Origin of the sequence: Xanthomonas floridensis (assembly GCF_001642575.1) — a bacterium.
In the GTDB taxonomy this organism is placed as follows: Bacteria; Pseudomonadota; Gammaproteobacteria; order Xanthomonadales; family Xanthomonadaceae; genus Xanthomonas; species Xanthomonas floridensis.
The window spans coordinates 131,979-148,984 of record NZ_LXNG01000045.1; the positions used below are offsets into that span (position 1 = coordinate 131,979).

At 65.3% G+C, this 17,006-nt stretch carries 10 protein-coding genes; 7 read left to right on the plus strand and 3 right to left on the minus strand.

The annotated features are described in order from the left end of the window. Positions 1 to 378 precede the first annotated feature (378 nt). Positions 379 to 996, minus strand: coding sequence for an HAD-IA family hydrolase (locus A7D17_RS18645; RefSeq protein ID WP_064510462.1), 618 nt, complete (start codon positions 994 to 996; stop codon positions 379 to 381). Between the two features lie 393 nt (positions 997 to 1,389). On the opposite strand from A7D17_RS18645, the gene A7D17_RS18650 reads away from it, so the two are divergent. The 6 genes from A7D17_RS18650 to azu all read left to right on the plus strand — a co-directional run bounded on the left by A7D17_RS18650 (position 1,390) and on the right by azu (position 8,231). Further along, on the plus strand, positions 1,390 to 3,672 hold the full coding sequence (locus A7D17_RS18650; protein ID WP_193395366.1) for a TonB-dependent receptor: 2,283 nt from the start codon (positions 1,390 to 1,392) through the stop codon (positions 3,670 to 3,672). A 115-nt stretch (positions 3,673 to 3,787) separates the two neighbouring features. Next, a complete protein-coding gene (locus tag A7D17_RS18655) occupies positions 3,788 to 5,395 on the plus strand; it encodes a flavin monoamine oxidase family protein (RefSeq protein ID WP_064510464.1) in 1,608 nt (535 codons plus the stop codon). After that, positions 5,392 to 5,817, plus strand: a complete 426-nt coding sequence (locus A7D17_RS18660; RefSeq protein WP_064510465.1) for a c-type cytochrome — start codon at positions 5,392 to 5,394, stop codon at positions 5,815 to 5,817. Before A7D17_RS18655 ends, A7D17_RS18660 begins: the two co-directional genes overlap by 4 nt. A gap of 23 nt (positions 5,818 to 5,840) precedes the next feature. Next, positions 5,841 to 6,344 (plus strand): RidA family protein, encoded by a 504-nt coding sequence (locus A7D17_RS18665; protein WP_064510466.1) that lies wholly within the window; start codon positions 5,841 to 5,843, stop codon positions 6,342 to 6,344. 30 nt (positions 6,345 to 6,374) lie between these two features. Further along, positions 6,375 to 7,577, plus strand: coding sequence for a pyridoxal phosphate-dependent aminotransferase (locus tag A7D17_RS18670; protein WP_064510467.1), 1,203 nt, complete (start codon positions 6,375 to 6,377; stop codon positions 7,575 to 7,577). 204 nt (positions 7,578 to 7,781) lie between these two features. Further along, positions 7,782 to 8,231, plus strand: coding sequence for an azurin (gene azu / locus A7D17_RS18675; protein WP_064510468.1), 450 nt, complete (start codon positions 7,782 to 7,784; stop codon positions 8,229 to 8,231). Between the two features lie 154 nt (positions 8,232 to 8,385). Here azu and A7D17_RS18680 read toward each other — a convergent pair whose 3' ends face one another. Together A7D17_RS18680 and hemL are read right to left on the minus strand one after the other, a co-directional pair. Then, on the minus strand, positions 8,386 to 11,154 hold the full coding sequence (locus A7D17_RS18680; RefSeq protein WP_064510469.1) for a winged helix-turn-helix domain-containing protein: 2,769 nt from the start codon (positions 11,152 to 11,154) through the stop codon (positions 8,386 to 8,388). 801 nt (positions 11,155 to 11,955) lie between these two features. Next, positions 11,956 to 13,245 (minus strand): glutamate-1-semialdehyde 2,1-aminomutase, encoded by a 1,290-nt coding sequence (hemL, locus tag A7D17_RS18685; protein WP_064510470.1) that lies wholly within the window; start codon positions 13,243 to 13,245, stop codon positions 11,956 to 11,958. A gap of 304 nt (positions 13,246 to 13,549) precedes the next feature. Between hemL and A7D17_RS24495 the strand changes: the two genes are divergently transcribed. After that, on the plus strand, positions 13,550 to 16,729 hold the full coding sequence (locus tag A7D17_RS24495) for an outer membrane beta-barrel protein (protein WP_064510471.1): 3,180 nt from the start codon (positions 13,550 to 13,552) through the stop codon (positions 16,727 to 16,729). Positions 16,730 to 17,006 lie beyond the last annotated feature (277 nt).

A 17,006-nucleotide genomic window follows, 5' to 3' on the forward strand; every position in this document is an offset into this window, starting at 1 on the left:
GCTTGCGTTGTGGATTGGCGAAGGCGGTGGCAGGGGCGTGGCCCTGCGTCGCAACACCGTACCCTCACCCCAACCCCTCTCCCGGCGGGAAAGGGGCGAGTGGGTGCAGTTGGGTTTTGCTGACTGGTCTGGTTGCTTATTTGTGCAGGATTGAGCGTGTTTTCTTCCGTGTGCGCGGAGGAGCGTACGCGGGCGGAAGGATATCGATGACCGCGTGCTCGGCCTGATTCACTGCAGCGTGGCGGCATTCGTCCCCTCGGGTGGCGTGTTGCCTGCCAGCGCATTCGCGTGCAGAGGTCAGGTGCCTCGGGCCACTCGGCAGAGCATTGACGTTCCTCGCACGTGTGCGAACGCTGATCCGATTCCCGATTCCCAATCTCACCCCAACCCATACCGCTTCAACACCCGCCGCAATGCGCGCGCATCGCGCACAGTATCGGCATGCAATCCTGCGGCGCGGGCGCCGCGGACATTGACGAACAGGTCATCGATGAACAGGGTGCCAGCCGCGTGTACCCCGAGCGCGTCGAGCGCACGCTGATACACCTGCACGTCCGGCTTGCGCCCGCCGAGTGCGCCGCTGCACAACACGCGCCCTTGCACTAGCGGAAACAGCGACGGCACGATCTGCGCAATCGCCTCGGCCATCAATGGGCCGTTATTGGTCAGCACGGCCACCGCGGTCGTCGTTGATACCGCCAGTACCTGCGCCACCACCGCAGGGTCTGCACGGCATGCGGCCACGCGTGCAGCGATCCAGGTGGCCTGATCGATCGGGTAGCCCAGACCGTCGCTGAGCTGGCTCAGGTACGCCGGCGTGTCGATTGCGCCGGCATCGTAGGCGCGCTCCAGTCCCTGTTCGAACAGTACCTCCTGCACGCGCTGCGGGCTGCAGGCGGCTGCCGTTGCCAGGGCGGCCAGACGGCGTGGTCGCCAATAGCGCGCGAGCACGCCATCGAAGTCGAGCAGTAGCAAGGAAATCGGTGCGGTCGGCATGCGCAGGCCCAGGACGTAGCGCTGCAGCGTTGTCGATTCGCCCCTGCATGGCAAGCGTGCGAGAGCTGCTATGTCCAAAGTGCCGCACGCGGGTAGGCGCGTTGTGCCACGAATGGTTCACGGCCATGCGGCGCAGTGCCAATGCCTGTGTCGCCAATGCCTTGCCACGGAAATACGCGGGCGCAGAGCACACGGATGCTGCGCATTCATAGGGTTCGATTCGGTAGCAGCCTACCCACCTGCGCAGCGCCTACCCTCCGCACTGCCTCTGCTGCGGAACGGTGCTGGGTATGGTCGATCCGTGCCGCATCCGCGGTGTCAGCCGGTCTTGGGGAGCGGGTCCGGTCACTCAGCACGCACCACACTCCAGGGGTCGATTGCATGCCTAAGCGCTTGAATACCGATCAGTTGGCGGCCGCACTGGCCGCCGTTCTCACCGCCACAACGCGTCGCCACACGCTCGCCTCGATGACCCTGCTGGTGGCAGGCGCGCCAGGCCTGCCCGCGTTTGCCCAGGAGGCGCGCACCCTGGATGCGGTCAGCGTGGTGGGTACCGGGTCCACCCGCACCACCGCCTCCATTTCGATGGACGAGATCCAGGCGCAGGTGCCTGGCGTGGCACCGCAACAACTGCTGGCCAGCCTGCCCGGCGTGAATGTGCAGACCACCGACCCGTTCGGGCTGTACGAGTTCGGTGATTCGATGACCATCCGCGGGTTTTCCGCCAACCAGATCGGCGTGACCCTGGACGGCATTCCGATCGAAACCTTCGACACCCGCGAAGGTGGGCCGATCACCCGCTACGTCTCCAGCGAAAACCTGCTCGATGTGACGGTGTCCGCCGGCTCGGGCGATGTCACCCAGCCTTCCTATCACGCACTGGGAGGTGCGATCCGCTACACCAGTCTTCCGCCCAAGGGCGGTGATACCTGGAGCGGCAATCTCACCCAGACCATCGGCTCGGACGATCTGGTGCGCAGTTTTATCCGTCTGGATACGCCGCAGTGGTGGGCGGGCGGGCCGAGTGCGTACCTCTCTGCATCGCGCACGCAGGGCGGGGTGTGGGACATGGCACCGGCCACGCAAAAAAGCGATCACTTCGAAGCCAAGATCCGCCAGGCCTGGGACGCCGGCAGCCTGACCTTGGGCTGGATCTACAACAATCGCAAGGACTACGACGTGCAGTCGTACAACTCCGACGGCTCGGTGTCGTGGGATCTGCACGAACGCATCACCGGCAATCCGGAAGTGGATGCCGAGCATTACAGCGAGTGGCAGAACGGCCGCCGCGATTCGCTGTTGAGCCTGCATGGCGATTTCGTGGTCAACGACGCCATCGGCGTCACCTTCACCGGTTACTACGAAAACAAGCACGGCTACGGCGTCGGCGGCACGCCCCCGAGCACCGCCACCGGGTTGTACAACGATGCGATTGCCGGCACGCCGGGGCGCACCGACATCGCCATCAACGACCCGCAGAGCGTCGATGCCAACGGCAATGTCACCCGGGTCGGTGCGATGACGCGGCGCGAAGAAATCATGGGCGGCGATCGCTACGGCCTGACCACCGCAGTGGCGTGGGAGACCGAGCACAACAAGCTCGAAGTCGGTGCGTGGTACGAGAGCTACGACTTCGATCAGGTGCGTCCGTTGTACAACCTGGACCCGGCCACCGGCGCCTTGCTCAAGAACGCCTTGCCGATCGTCATTTACTACGACAACCACTTCTCCACCGAAGTGAAGCAGCTCTACATCAAGGACACGCTGCGCCTGCTGGGCGATCGGCTCACCATGGAGTTCGGTGCCAAGGGGCTGGACGTCAAACGCGACTACAACGGCATCGCCAATCTGGACGACTTCAATGTCGGTGTGCGCCGCGATGTCACCATCAAGAACAGCGATTGGTTCCAGCCGCAGGTCGGCGCCAGCTTCCAGCTCGCCGAAGGCGTGCAGGTGTTCGCCAACTACGCGGAAAACTTCAGTTCCGCGCCGCGTCTGGCATTGACCTCCGGTGCCTTCAATCCGGACATCGCGCCGGAAGAATCCACCAACATCGATATCGGCATCCGCGCCGAATCCAGCCAGTGGAGCGGCTATATCGCCGCCTACAAGATCGATTATGAAAATCGCATCATCGCGCTGACCGACCCGGACCCGCTGGTGGTTGCCCCCACCGTCTACGCCAACGTCGGCGACGTGCAGACCTACGGTGCGGAAGTCTCCGGCATGTGGAAGCCGGCGCCGGGCTGGCGGCTGGGTGCGTCGCTGACCTGGAATCAATCCGAATTCCAGGACAATTATTTCGGGCCGGTCAGCGGCAACCTGGTGCAGGTGAAGGGCAACGACGTGCCGGATGCGCCGAAGGTGATGGTCAGCGTCAACGGCGGTTGGGAAGGCGAGCACTTCTTCGCCAACCTCGACACCAAATACACCGGCAAGCGTTACGGCGACACGCTCAATACCGACCAGGCGGACGCCACCTTCATCGTCAACGGCAGCGTCGGTTATCAAGGCGGCGATGCCGGCTTTCTTGCCGGTGGGCGGCTGCAGCTGTCGGTCTACAACCTGTTCGACAAGGACGATGCGATCGGTGCGGTGTTTCCCAACGAGAGTTCCGGCTCGTATCAGCTGATCGCACCGCGCCAGCTGTTCGCCAGCCTTTCCTACCGCTTCTGATGGCTCCGCTGCGCGCGGTGTTGCCGGTGACCGCAGGCGGGATACGCCTTGGCGCCGCGCGCGGCCGGGGCATCGAGTTGGCTTTTGTTCCACTACCTGCAGGGGACGTGCGTTGATGCAAGGCAATCACACTGGGGCGATGACGCGGCGGCAATTGCTGGCGCGCATCGGCATGACCGCTGGCGGGGCCATGATGTATCAGGCGATGAGCAGCCTGGGCATGGCCGCCGAGTCAACCTTCACCGGGCCGTTGCAACTGGATGGCGATGCGAAGGGCGCCTCGGTGCTGGTGCTGGGCGCCGGCCTTGCAGGCATGACGGCCGCCTTCGAATTGCGCAAGGCGGGGTATCGCGTGCAGCTGCTGGAATACAACGCCCGTCCGGGTGGGCGTAACTGGACCTTGCGCGGTGGCGATCGCTACACCGAGCTCGGCGGCGCCACCCAGCACTGCAAGTTCGACGAAGGCCATTACCTCAATCCCGGGCCATGGCGCATTCCGCATCATCACCGGGCGGTGTTGAGCTACTGCAAGCAGTTCGGCGTGGCGCTGGAAGCCTTCAACCAGGTCAATTACAACGCGTTGCTTCATAGCCAGAACGGCTTCGATGGCAAGCCGCAGCGCTTTCGCGCCATCGATGCCGACTGCAAGGGGCATGTGTCCGAGCTGCTGGCCAAGTGCACGCAACAGCACGCGCTGGACACGCTGGTCAGCAACGAGGACCAGCAGATCCTGCTCGAATCGCTGCGTACCTGGGGTGCGCTGGATCAAAAGTTCGGTTACGTCAAAGGCAAGGACAGCAGCGAGCGGCGCGGTTTTGCGCGCTATCCCGGCGGCGGGTTGTCGGGCAAGCCGGAATTCTCCCAGCCCTTCAGCGTGCAGGACGTATTGCGCTCGCGGCTGTGGACCACGCTGGCAGCCGGCAACAACTACGAGATGCAGACCACCATGTTTCAGCCAGTCGGTGGCATGGACCAGATCGGCAAGGCGTTTGCGCGTCAGCTCGGCGATGCCATTACCTACAACGCCAAGGTCACCAGGATCGACCAGGATGGCACCGGCGTGCGGGTGTCCTGGCAGGACGCGGTACGCGGCGGCGAAGAGCGCATCGCCAGTGCGGACTGGTGCATCTGCACGATTCCGCTGTCGGTGCTGAGCCGCATTCCGGTCACTGCCAGCGATGCGATGACCACCGCCATCGGCAAGGTGCCGTATGCGGCGTCGGTGAAGGTGGGGCTGCAGTTCAAGCGCCGCTTCTGGGAGGAGGACGAGGCGATCTACGGCGGCATCAGCTACACCGATCTGCCGATTACCTTGATCAGCTATCCCAGTACCGGCTATCACAGCCCTGGCAAGGGCGTGCTGCTCGGCGCCTATGTGTGGGGGCTGGATGCCTACCAGTTCACGTCAATGAGCCCGCAGGAGCGCGTGCGCAAGGCGGTCGAATACGGCACGCAACTGCATCCACAGTATCCGCGCGAATTCGAAACCGGGATCGCGGTCGGTTGGCATCGCGTACCGTTTACCCATGGCTGTTTCGGCATGTGGACCGAGCAGGCCCGCGCCGAGCATTACGCACCGCTGTGCCAGATCGATGGCCGTCTGGCACTGGCCGGCGAGCATGTGTCCTATATCCCGGCCTGGCAGGAGGGCGCGATCCTGTCCGCGCATGATGTCGTGGGCCGGCTGCATCGCACCGTCATTGCCGCAGGAGTCCGCGCATGAGCTGGTTGCCCCGTACGCTGGTTGCCACCGTCGTGCTCGTCATCGGCACGTTGCTGCTTCCACCCGGCATGCGCAGTGCCCGCGCGCAGAGTTCCGATGCCACGGCGCTGTACCCGCAGAAAGGGTTCGCCACCGCGTCCGGCGAGCACGTCTATCGCGCGGTGTGCCAGGGCTGTCACATGCCGGCCGGCACCGGTGCGCAGGGTGCGGGCGAATACCCGGCGCTGGCCGGCAATCCCAAGCTGGCAGCTGCGCCCTACGTCACCATGATGGTACTCGACGGCCATGCGGGCATGCCGGGATTTGGCGACATGCTCACAGACCGTCAGGTGGCCGAAGTGGTGAGCTATGTGCGCACCCATTTCGGCAACGACCATGCCGAGCGCGTTACTGTCGACGACGTCAAACTGCTGCGCCACTGACCTTTCCCAGCCAAGGAGTTGCCATGTCCCGTTCCACGTTGTTTGCCGTCACCGCTGCCGCATTGTGGTGCGCAAGTCTGACCGCCGCGCACGCTGCCGATGTCATCCGCCACAAGATTCCCAATAGCGATTTTCCGATTGCCGCCGCGGTGGAGATTCCTGCCGGCAAGGCCACTGTATACGTCAGCGGCAAGGTGCCGGCGGTGGTGGATGCGAGCGCACCGAAAGATTCACCTGCGGCCTATGGCGACACCAAGGCGCAGACGGTCAGCGTGTTGAAGCAGATCCAGGACCAGCTGAAATCGCTCGGACTGGGCATGGGCGATGTGGTGAAGATGCAGGTGTTTCTGGTCGGCGATCCGGCGATGGGCGGCAAGATGGATTTCAACGGGTTCATGGAAGGCTACCGGCAGTTCTTCGGCACCAAGGAACAGCCCAACCTGCCGGCGCGCTCGGCGTTCCAGATCGCTGCATTGGGCAACCCGCTGTATCGGGTGGAGATCGAAGTGGTGGCCGTACGTCCCTGAGTTGGTGTCGTTGCCTTGCCGGAGAAGCTCATGAAAACCGCCGTGTCGCGTCGCAGATTCCTGCGTGATTCCGCCCTGTTCGCTGGCGCTGCCGGAACCGGTGCCCTACCGCTGCTTGCCAGTGCCGCCGAACGTCCCGCCGCCATCGCGCCACCAACCGCCGGCGCGTTGTCGCCGGTGATGATCGGCTCCAACGAATATCCGGACGGACCATGCCCGGCGGCGATCCGGGCGATCACGCAGATCGCTCCGCAAGGTGGGCGCTATCTGCGTGACGTGCAACTGGAGCTGATGACCACGCTGGCAGCCGAACTCAGGTTGCCGTTGGATCACCTGATGGCGTATGCCGGCTCCACCGAGCCGCTGGACTACACGATGCTGGCGTTTACCTCGCCTGGCGCCTCGCTGGTGACTGCCGATCCCACCTACGAGTCGGGCTGGCGCGCGGCCACGCGCAATGGCGCCAAGCTGATCAAGGTGCCGCTGCGCAAGGATTTTTCGCACGACGTGCAAGCCATGTGCAGTGCCGATGCGCATGCCGGCGTCATCTACATCTGCAATCCCAACAACCCCACCGGTTCGGTGACCGCGCGCAAGGACCTGGACTACGCACTGGCGCACAAGCCCAAGGGCAGCGTGCTGGTGGTGGACGAGGCCTACATCCACTTTGCGCAGAGCACCCGCAGCGTGGTGGACATGGTGGCGGCGGGCGAAGACGTGGTGGTGCTGCGCACCTTCTCCAAGCTCTACGGCATGGCCGGCATCCGCCTGGGCTACGCCGCAGCACGGCCAGAGTTATTGGCCAAGCTGATGTTCTACAGCGTCAACAGCCTGCCGGTAACGGCAGCCGCTGCCGGGCTGGCCAGCTTGCGCGACACCGCATTGGTGCCGCAACGGCGCGCCCGCACCACCGCCACGCGCGAGGACGTGATCGGGTTCCTGCGCGCGCAGGGCTACGCCTGCACCGCATCGGAGAGCAATTGCTTCATGGTCGATGTGAAGCAACCGGCGGCAGGCTTCAAGGATGCCATGACCAGCTTCGGCGTGTTCATCGGACGCAGCTGGCCGGTGTGGCCAACCTGGTCGCGCATCACCGTGGGCACACCCGAGGAGATGGCGCACTTCAAGCAGGCCTTCGTGCAGGTGATGGCCGGCAAGCGCGGCACGTTCCAGGCGCCGCAGGTGGCGTCGGCCACGGACGCGCACATGGACGCATTCTTCCTTCATGCCTGATGCAGACGGTTGAGCCACGCCTGCAGGGTCATGGCGAGGTGTGGCGGTGATACGTGGCACCGGTCATCGCCTGCGCACTGCGATAGCGGCCCGTGGATGGTTCTGTTGACCTCGACAAGGCGTTACCCTGCAAGCGCCGACGCTGTGCGCGCAGCGATGGTTGCCTTGGGCGCGTGGTGTATTTCTTATTGCAGGAGTCATGCCTTGAAACTATTTTCGACGATCGCGGTACTGGGTTTGCTGGGGCTGGCGCCTTCGGCCTGGGCAAAGACCTGCGCGGTGACCATCACTGGCAACGACCAGATGAAATTCGACCAGAGCGCCATCGCCATCGCGCCCGACTGCACCCAGGTGGACGTCACGCTCAAGCATACGGGCAAGATGGCCGCCACCGTGATGGGGCATAACTGGGTGCTGACCAAGACTGCCGATTTCCAGCCGATCGCCAATGCCGGCGTGCGGTCCACCCTTGCCGACAGCTATCTGCCCAAGGCCGATGCGCGCGTGATCGCGCATACCAAGGTCATCGGCGGAGGCGAGAGCACCACGGTCAGCTTTGCCACCGGCAAGTTGACCAAAGGCGGCGCGTATACGTTCTTCTGCTCGTTCCCCGGGCATTGGGCGATGATGAAGGGCACGCTGAGCTTCGGCTGATGTGGTCGCGGGGCGGCGTGCATCTGTGGCGTGTGGAGTGCCGATGCATTGACTTGAGCGTTGCTTGCAGCAGTCACGCGCTGCAGGCGCAGGCGCCGCCGTCGCCGTCGGTGAAGGACGCAGGTCGGGCGAACGCCGCCAGGTGCCCCGCCACTCAGCGCGGTGCATCCTCTGCTTGCTGCGGATCCTGGCCACGCAACACGCCCCGCTGCTGAGCCTGCGCCAGTGCGCCCTCGCGGCTGCGAGCATCGAGCTTGCGATACAGGTTCTTGAGGTGGAACTTGACGGTGTTCTCCGACAGGTGCAGGTGGCGGGCGATCTGCTTGTTGGAGTAACCGCGCGCCAGCTGCGCCAGCACTTCCAGTTCGCGCTCGCTGAACATCTCGCTGGCCGGGTCTTCGTCGCCGCTGAGCCGTTCTAGCAAGGCCTGGATGGTCAATGCACGCGTGGTGCCGCCAACGGTGTGGGGGTCATGCTGGCGCAGCGAACGCAGCATCGCCTTGGCCGGCAGGCCCAGCTCGACGATGGCCTGCCAGCTTTGGGTCAGCGCTACGTGATCCAGTGCGCTGTACAGCGGCGGCAGTGCCTCGAGCAGTTCGCCACGCTGCTGCAGCACCAGTGCCATGCGCGCACGGGTGCGCGCGAGGTGGCAGGCATTGTCGTTGCTCAGGCAGGCGTGCTCGATCTGGCCAAGAATGCTCAGTGCCGCACTGCTGCGTCCGGCCAGCCGATGCCAGCGCGCCAGTGCAAAGCCCATTGCGGCGCGGTCGCGCCAGCGGTGCGCGGCGCGCAACGTGTGGGCCAGGCCGGATTCGCCGCCGGTGCGGGCGATCAGCAGGTCGATGGCCGTCGTGCCGGGGTGCTCCAGCAGCACCATCAATCGCCACGCAGCGGCCAGTTCGGACAGCCGCGCCAGCTTGCGCCCGTGGGCGATCTGTTCGATGTGTTCGAGCAACCCCAGCGCACTGCGTCCGCTGCGATCGCGCATGCGTTCCAGGCCCAGTGCGGTGTCGTAGGCAGCTGCCAGGACATCGGCGCTGCCATCGTGTTGCTCGAGCAGTTCCAGCGCCGGATGCAGCAGGTCGGCCGCATCGTCGTGGTGGCCACGCTCGTAGTGCAGCTGCGCAAGCAGGCACTGACCTGCGGCTTGCACTACACGGTCCAGCTGCGGTGAGCGCGCGCAGCACTGCAGGGCTTGCTGGTAGCAGGCTTCGGCGTCGCCGAGCTGGCCGCGGTAAAACAGACTCTGCCCCAGCGACAGCAACGCCTGGCTGGCACCGAGATCGCTGCCGCCGCGGCGCATGGCATCGCGCGCGGCCAGTGCATGGCGCTCGGCAACTGCAAATGCACCTTGTGCAAGCGCGGTGTTGGCGCAGATGCACAGCAGCATGCCGCGGCCCAGGTGGTCGTCTTCGTCCAGTGCGCCGGCTTGCGCGGCGATCTGACTGAGGCCGTGTGAATTGCCGCAGATTTCATCCAGGCGGTCGCGCAGCAGCGCCACCACCACGGTGTAGTCGCGTTGCTGCGGCTCGCGCAGTGCGGCCGGGAAATCACGGAAGCGCTCCAGCAGCAGGCGTGCGTGGCTGAATTCACCCAGTTTGAGGTGCAGGTGCGCCTGGGTGAGATTGAGCGCCGGTGTGTCGCGGATGGTGCGGTGATCGAAGTGGCGCAACAACCCACGCACCGCGTGCGTACCCTGCGTCAGCAGCAATTGCCAGGTGCCGGCACGCGCGATGTAGCTGGCGGCCAGGTCGCCGCATTCGCCATGCGCGGCATGCCGTACCGCGTCGGCCAGATGCTGGTGCTCGCCAAACCAGCGTGCCGCGCGTTGGTGCAGGTGCACGGCCTGGCCGGGATGCTCGCGGTCGAGCAGTTGCTGCAGGAAGTCGGCAAACAGCGGGTGATAGCGGAACCATTCGCGCTCGCCGTCCAGCGGCACCAGCAGGCCGTGGAAGTGTTCCAGGCGCGCCAACAGCCGACCGCTGTCCTCGCGCTGGCGCAGTGCATCGGCAAGGGACGCATTGACGCGTTCCAGGTGGCTGGTGCGCAGCAACAGGTCGCGCGTGTCCGCATCCAGATCGTTGACGACCTGTTCGGCCAGGTAGGCGGCGATCTGCGCGCTGCGGCCGGAGAAGCGCGCCGTCACTTCCTGCTGGCGTTGCGCATCGCCTTCCAGCCAGAGCCGGGCCAGATGCAAGGCCACCGGCCAGCCCTCGGTGTAGCGCAGCAAGGCGTCCACCACCGGTGCAGGGATCTGCGGTCCCAGCAACGCGCGCGCCTCGTCTGCGTCCAGTGCCAGTTGCGCGCTGCCAAGGCGGCTGAGGTGCGCCTGCAGATCCAGGCGCGCCAGCGGCAGTGCCGGGATGCGGCGGGTGGCCAGCAACAGATGCAGCCGCCCGCCGCCGTGTTCGATCAACCGCAGCACCAGTTCATCGACCGGTGCGCTGCCAACCCGGTCGTAGTCGTCGAGAATCACGCTGATCGGGCGCGGTGCGTTACGCAAGGCGCGGATCAACAGGGTGACGGCGTTGCGTGGGTCCTGGTCGCGGCCGTGCAGCACGCTGGCGCACAGTGCGGCATCCGCACCCGCGTGCTGCAGGGCCACCGCAAGATGGCCGAGGAAGCGCGCGGCATCTGCGTCTTCCTCATCCAGCGACAGCCACGCCACGGCCATGTGCTGGCTTGCCTGCAGATGGGCATGCCATTGCGCCAGCACGGTGGTCTTGCCGAAGCCGGGGGGCGCCAGCAGCAGGGTGAGCGGGCGTGCCTGCGCTCGATCCAGGGTGCTGAGCAGTGCCTCGCGCAGCACCGCACCCGGGCGCGGTAATGGCGGCTCCAGCTTGCCGGCAAGCAGCCAGTCGGGAAGAAGGTGGTCGCGCGACGGTGACGGGCGCGGAGTGAGCAACGCAACAGGCTTGAGCATGAGGCGAGGGCGGCCGTGGCAAGCGTCGGCAGCGCGCCGGCTCGATGCGCTGCATGACAGGATGAAACAGCGGCGACGGCCAACCAGTCACGGCGAAGGTGACAACGGCGGATCGGCTGCTTCGAGGGTCCCCACCCATGCCCGTCCGTGAGCACCTTTCAGAAAGGTATGACAGCCACAAGACAAAAGCAAAGGCGTTTTGCCGCATACCGCCGCTATCGCGACAATCGATGAGGCCGGTTGTGCGCTGGGTCAAGCAATGCGTACTGCAGACGCCCACGGTCGGCAGTGATGGGGAAGATCGGCGAGGGCATGCATCGATGCTTGCGAACGGTGGTGACGGATGCGCCCGACCGCTGAGTTGTCACCCAGGCTCGTTGGACAAAGCAGGTAGCCGACCAGGTGCACTGCATTCGGCAACGCAGGCAGTCATGTCACCTGGCGGGGCAATGGCGCAACGTGTCGCACCTGCGCAGCGCGATAGCAGCCCGCCCAATCACCGTGCGCTCCATGTACGCATCCTTGCCAACGTGGGGAGCACAGCTCTGCTGTTGCGCGCAGGCATGATCGCAACCGGCCATGCACACGCCTTGGCGACCACGGTCTGCTGCCAGCTCGGGTTGGCCCGAGCTGGTCATGCATCGACAGCGCCTGAGAAACCCGCTGCACAGCTGGCAGGCGTGAGCGGCCGGTGCTCGACATCGGCACACGGCATGCGTGGATGCCGGTGCTGAATGCACGGTCCGCACCGGCCTGATGACCGCGCGCTACATCGCGTTGGCCATCACCAACGCGTGCGGTTCAGCGCGCCACGTCGGCAAAGGCCTCGCGCGCAGCCGCCAGCGTGGCATCGATCACCGCCGCATCGTGCGCGCTGGACATGAAGCCGGCCTCGTACGCCGAGGGCGCCAGATAGACGCCCCGCTGCAGCATCGCGTGGAAGAAGCGATTGAAGGTGGTGACATCGCATGCCGTGGCCTGTGCGTAGCTCTCCACGATCTCGTCGGTAAAGAACAACCCGAACATGCCGCCCACCTGGTTGGTGGTGACCGCAATGCCGGCCGCACGCGCGGCATCTTCCAGCCCCTCGCACAACGCGCTGGTGGCCTCGCTCAGATGCGCATGGAAGCCCGGTTCCTGTACCAGCTCCAGCATCGCCAGGCCGGCCGCCATCGCCACTGGATTGCCCGACAAGGTGCCGGCCTGGTAGATCGGCCCGGCCGGTGCGATCTGCTCCATCAGCTCGCGCCGGCCGCCATACGCGCCCACCGGCATGCCGCCACCGATGATCTTGCCGAAGGTGGTCAGGTCCGGCGTCACCCCGTACAGCGCCTGCGCGCCACCCAGCGCGACGCGGAACCCGGTCATCACCTCGTCGAAGATCAGCAGCGCTCCATGCCGCGTGCACAGTGTGCGCAAATGCTGCAGATAGCCGGCCAGCGGCGGAATGCAGTTGGCGTTGCCCACCACCGGCTCGATGATCACCGCCGCCACATCGGCGCCGATCTCGTCGAACAGCGCGGTGGCGCCTTCGAAGTCGTTGAAGCTCAGCGTGGCGGTCAGCTCGCTCAAGCCCGCCGGCACGCCCGGCGAGGTCGGCACGCCCAGCGTCAGCATGCCGCTACCGGCCTTGACCAGGAACGAGTCGCCGTGGCCGTGATAGCAGCCTTCGAACTTGATGATGCGATTGCGCCCGGTGGCGCCGCGCGCCAGGCGCACCGCCGACAGCGTGGCCTCGGTACCGGAGTTGACCATGCGCACCATCTCGCACGACGGCACCAGCCGGGTGATGGTCTCGGCCATGGTGACCTCGGCCGCGCACGGCGCACCGAACGACAGCCCATCGCGAATGGCGCGCTCCACCGCGTCGCGCACGGCGGGGTGGTTGTGGCCGGTGATCATCGGGCCCCACGAGCCCACGTAGTCGATGTAGCGGTTGTCGTCGACGTCGTACAGATACGGGCCGTCGGCGCGCGCCACGAAGAACGGCTCGCCGCCGACCGACTTGAACGCCCGCACGGGTGAATTGACGCCCCCGGGTAACAGGGTCTGCGCCTGGGCGAACAGGGCGTGGGAGCGGGTGTGATTCATGCGCGCAGATCCTTGAGGAATACCGATGGGGGCATCGATGCCCGGCAGCGGGCATCGCGTCCGCCATTGTCAGGCCTGCGGCCTCGCGCGCCTACCCGGCAAAGGCTCGCCTACCCGTCGGAGCCGGCGGGTAGGGCAACCCGGCTGCCTATGATCGAACGCGACGGTCTCGACGGTTGGGCATGAGCTGATGGCATGCGGTCATTGGCGCCCTGCTGCGGATGTTCAGAAAGTGTGATTCCGGTGGCCGTTGGCCCCGTTCATTTAGCCGCGTTGCCGGCAGTGTCCATCTTGGGGAGAAAGCATGAACCGTAGTATCCAGAAGCGTGCCTTGGCGTTGGCGCTGGTTGTGGCCATCGGCAGTGCACACGCGCAGTCGACCACCGGCAGCATCGTCGGCAGCGTGGGGCAGGGCAATGGCACCAGCGTGGTGGTGGAAAACAACAGCGGCCTCAGTCGCGAAGTGCCGGTGGATGCACGCGGCCGCTACACCGCCGGCAACCTGCCGCTGGGCACCTACAAGGTGACGGTCAAGCGCGACGGCGCAGTGGTGGAAACCCGCGAGAACATCGCCATTACCGTCGGCGCCAACACCGACGTCTCGTTCGCCGCCAGCGCTGCGGAGAGCGGCTTGCAGACCCTGGACAGCGTCACCGTCAATGCCGCCAGCCTGGCCACCATCGACGTCAGCAGCGTGGACACCCGCACCGTGGTCACCTCCGAACAGCTGGCGCAGCTGCCGCTGGGCCGCACCGCCGAGGCGATCGCGTTGCTGGCGCCGGGCGTGGTGGTCAACAGCGGCGGCTTCGACAACGGACCGCTCGGCGGCTCGCTGCCCAGCTTCGGTGGCTCGGCCGCCAGCGAAAACGCCTACTACCTCAATGGCTTCAACACCACCACCATCAGCAACAACCTGGGCGGCCTGACCCTGCCCTACGGCGCCATCGACCAGCAGGAAATCTTCACCGGCGGCTATGGCGCGCAGTTCGGCCGCTCCAATGGCGGCGTGATCAACCAGATCGGCAAGCGCGGCACCAACGAATGGAAGTTCGGCGCCGCCGTCATCTGGGAGCCCAACGGCCTGCGTGCCAACCAGCGCGACATCTACTGGCGCCCGGACAGCCAGGCCAGCACCGTCAACAACGCCGCCTACCGCTACGCGCGTGCGGCCAACGGCCTGTACCAGCCGGCCAGCGAAGCCGAAGCCAACCAGACCACCTACAGCGCCTATGTCGGCGGACCGATCATCCAGGACAAGCTGTTCTTCTTCCTGGCCGCCGAGCAGGTGGATTCGGACGGCGTGCGGGTGGGCACCAATCGCGACACCGACAATGGCCGCACCGGCGGCCTCACCGATTACGACTACAAGCAGAAGCGCTGGTACGCCAAGGTGGACTGGAACATCACCGACAACCACCTGATCGAGGTGACCGGTGCCAGCGACGAGGCCGAGACCAACGGGTCGATCTACCGCTACGACTATGTCAATCGCCAGCGCGGTAGCTATTTCACCGACGAATCCACCTGGAAAACCGGCCCGACCCTGTTCACCGGCAAGTACACCGGCTATCTCGGCGACAACCTCACCGTGACTGCGCTGTACGGCAAGATGACCACGCCTGACGAGCTGACACCATTCAACTACAACGCGGCTGGCGGGCCCGTCATCAATAGCGCCGCACTCCAGAATCCGGCCTACACCGGTGGCACGCCGCGCATCGGCAACCAGCTGGTGACATCGGTCAGTTCGCCCGACCGCGAGTACAAGAAAGACAATCAGCGCCTGAATCTGGAATGGCGCATCGGCCACCACACGCTCAACTTCGGTATCGACAACCAGAAGTCCGAAGGCATCGACGTCGGGTCGGTGCTGTCCGGCCCCGGCTTTGCGTGGACCTATGGCCAGACCAACGATCCCAACGGGCTGGCCACCGGCGGGCTGGTCAGCCAGTCCGCCAACGAAGCTGGCGGCATCGGCGCTCCCAGCCCGGGTCTGGTGGATCCGGTCAACGGCTCCAGCGGCTACTACGTGGTGCGCAACATCAACACCAGCCTGTATTCGTACGAGGCGAAACAGCGCGCCTACTACATCGAAGACAAGTGGCAGGTCACCGACAACCTGCTGCTCAGCCTGGGCTTGCGCAAGGACGAGTTCACCAACTACACCCCGTTCGGCGACCCCTACATCGAGGTGGATAATGCCTGGGCGCCGCGGCTGGGTTTCAGCTGGGACGTCAATGGCGATTCCAGCCTGAAGGTGTTCGGTAATCTCGGGCGCTATTACCTCGGCCTGCCGTTGTCGGCAGTGAGCCTGTTCACCCCGGCCACCACCACCGACACCTACTTCACCTACAGCGGCATCAATGCCGACGGCACGCCGATTCTGGCGCAGCAACTGGGCTCGGCGGTCTCTGCCAATTCGCGCTTCGGCCGCATTGCCGACGTGCGCACGGCCGTTGCCAAGGACATCGAAGGCGAGAACCAGGACGAACTCATTCTCGGCTTTACCAAGCAACTCGACAGCGGCTGGGTGCTGGGCGTGCGCGGCACGCACCGTCGCCTCAATGCCGGCATCGACGACCAGAACTACGATGTCTCCAATACCGCGCTGATCGACGCGGCGGCCGCGCAAGGCGTGACCATCGATTTTTCGAAGGTGGCTGGCGCATCGCTGATCAATCCTGGCCAGACCAACACCTGGGGCGTGATCGGCACCGATGGCCAGTTCCACGAGGTGTCGGTGACGCGCGAGGCATCCGGCTTTCCAAAGCTCAAGCGCAATTACTCGGCCGTGGAATTCAACCTGGAGCGGCCGTTCGACGGCCAGTGGTACGCCAAGGTCAACTACGTGTGGTCGCACAGCTACGGCACCACCGAAGGGCAGGTGCGATCGGACCTGTGGCGTACCGGCGGCGCACTGGGTAGCTACCAGGGCCAGGCCTCGGTCTCGACCACGCAAAGCTGGGACCATGCGGCGTTGATGGAGCACTTCAACGGCGATCAATCCAACGACCACCGTCATCAGCTCAAGCTGTTCGGCTTCTACCAGTTCAACCCGCAATGGGGGGCCTCGGCCAACTTCAGCCTGATCTCCGGCGCGCCGCATAACTGCCTGGGTAACTACTACGGCACCGAGTACAGTGGCCGCGATCCGGCCGGTTACGGCGGCAGTGCGATCACCGGTGGGCCGTATCACTACTGCTACAACCCGGAAACCGGTACCGGCAGTGCATCGCCTCCGGGCTCGCAGGGCCGCCTGGGCTGGATCGCCCAGCTCGACATGGGCGTGACCTACAAGCCGTCCTTCGCCGACGGCAAGCTGGCGCTGCGTTTGGACGTGTTCAACATCACCAACGAGCAGACCGCGACCAATATCTACCCGTTCTCGCAGCTGCCCGACAACACCACCAATCCGTTGTGGAACCAGGTCGTGGCCTACCAGGCGCCACGCTCGGGTCGGGTGACCTTGAGCTACGACTTCTAATCGGATCAAGCAACAAAGGCAGCCCCGGCAGCGACGCGTGAAAGCACGCGTCGCTGTTTTTTTTGGGGGAGATGGCTTGGCTGACGACGCGATGTCTTTGGCTCTTCAACAAAAACACCAGCCGACTGTCCCTCCGCTTGCGGGACCGTCGGGCGACATGGCTGCAGCCATCGATCGCCCATGGACGGGTGAACGGCGTGTCCCGCGCGCGGTGAGGGCACTACGCCCTGGACGTTGCGACTGCTGCAGGGCCCTTGCCCGCCCACCATCGCAGGAC

Coding starts and splice junctions, on each gene's coding strand:
- A7D17_RS18660 (WP_064510465.1), top strand. CDS start 5,392: ATGAGCTGGTTGCCCCGTACGCTGGTTGCCACCGTCGTGCTCGTCATC.
- A7D17_RS18665 (WP_064510466.1), top strand. CDS start 5,841: ATGTCCCGTTCCACGTTGTTTGCCGTCACCGCTGCCGCATTGTGGTGC.
- A7D17_RS18680 (WP_064510469.1), bottom strand. CDS start 11,154: ATGCTCAAGCCTGTTGCGTTGCTCACTCCGCGCCCGTCACCGTCGCGC.
- A7D17_RS18655 (WP_064510464.1), top strand. CDS start 3,788: ATGCAAGGCAATCACACTGGGGCGATGACGCGGCGGCAATTGCTGGCG.
- A7D17_RS18670 (WP_064510467.1), top strand. CDS start 6,375: ATGAAAACCGCCGTGTCGCGTCGCAGATTCCTGCGTGATTCCGCCCTG.
- hemL (WP_064510470.1), bottom strand. CDS start 13,245: ATGAATCACACCCGCTCCCACGCCCTGTTCGCCCAGGCGCAGACCCTG.
- A7D17_RS24495 (WP_064510471.1), top strand. CDS start 13,550: ATGAACCGTAGTATCCAGAAGCGTGCCTTGGCGTTGGCGCTGGTTGTG.
- A7D17_RS18645 (WP_064510462.1), bottom strand. CDS start 996: ATGCCGACCGCACCGATTTCCTTGCTACTGCTCGACTTCGATGGCGTG.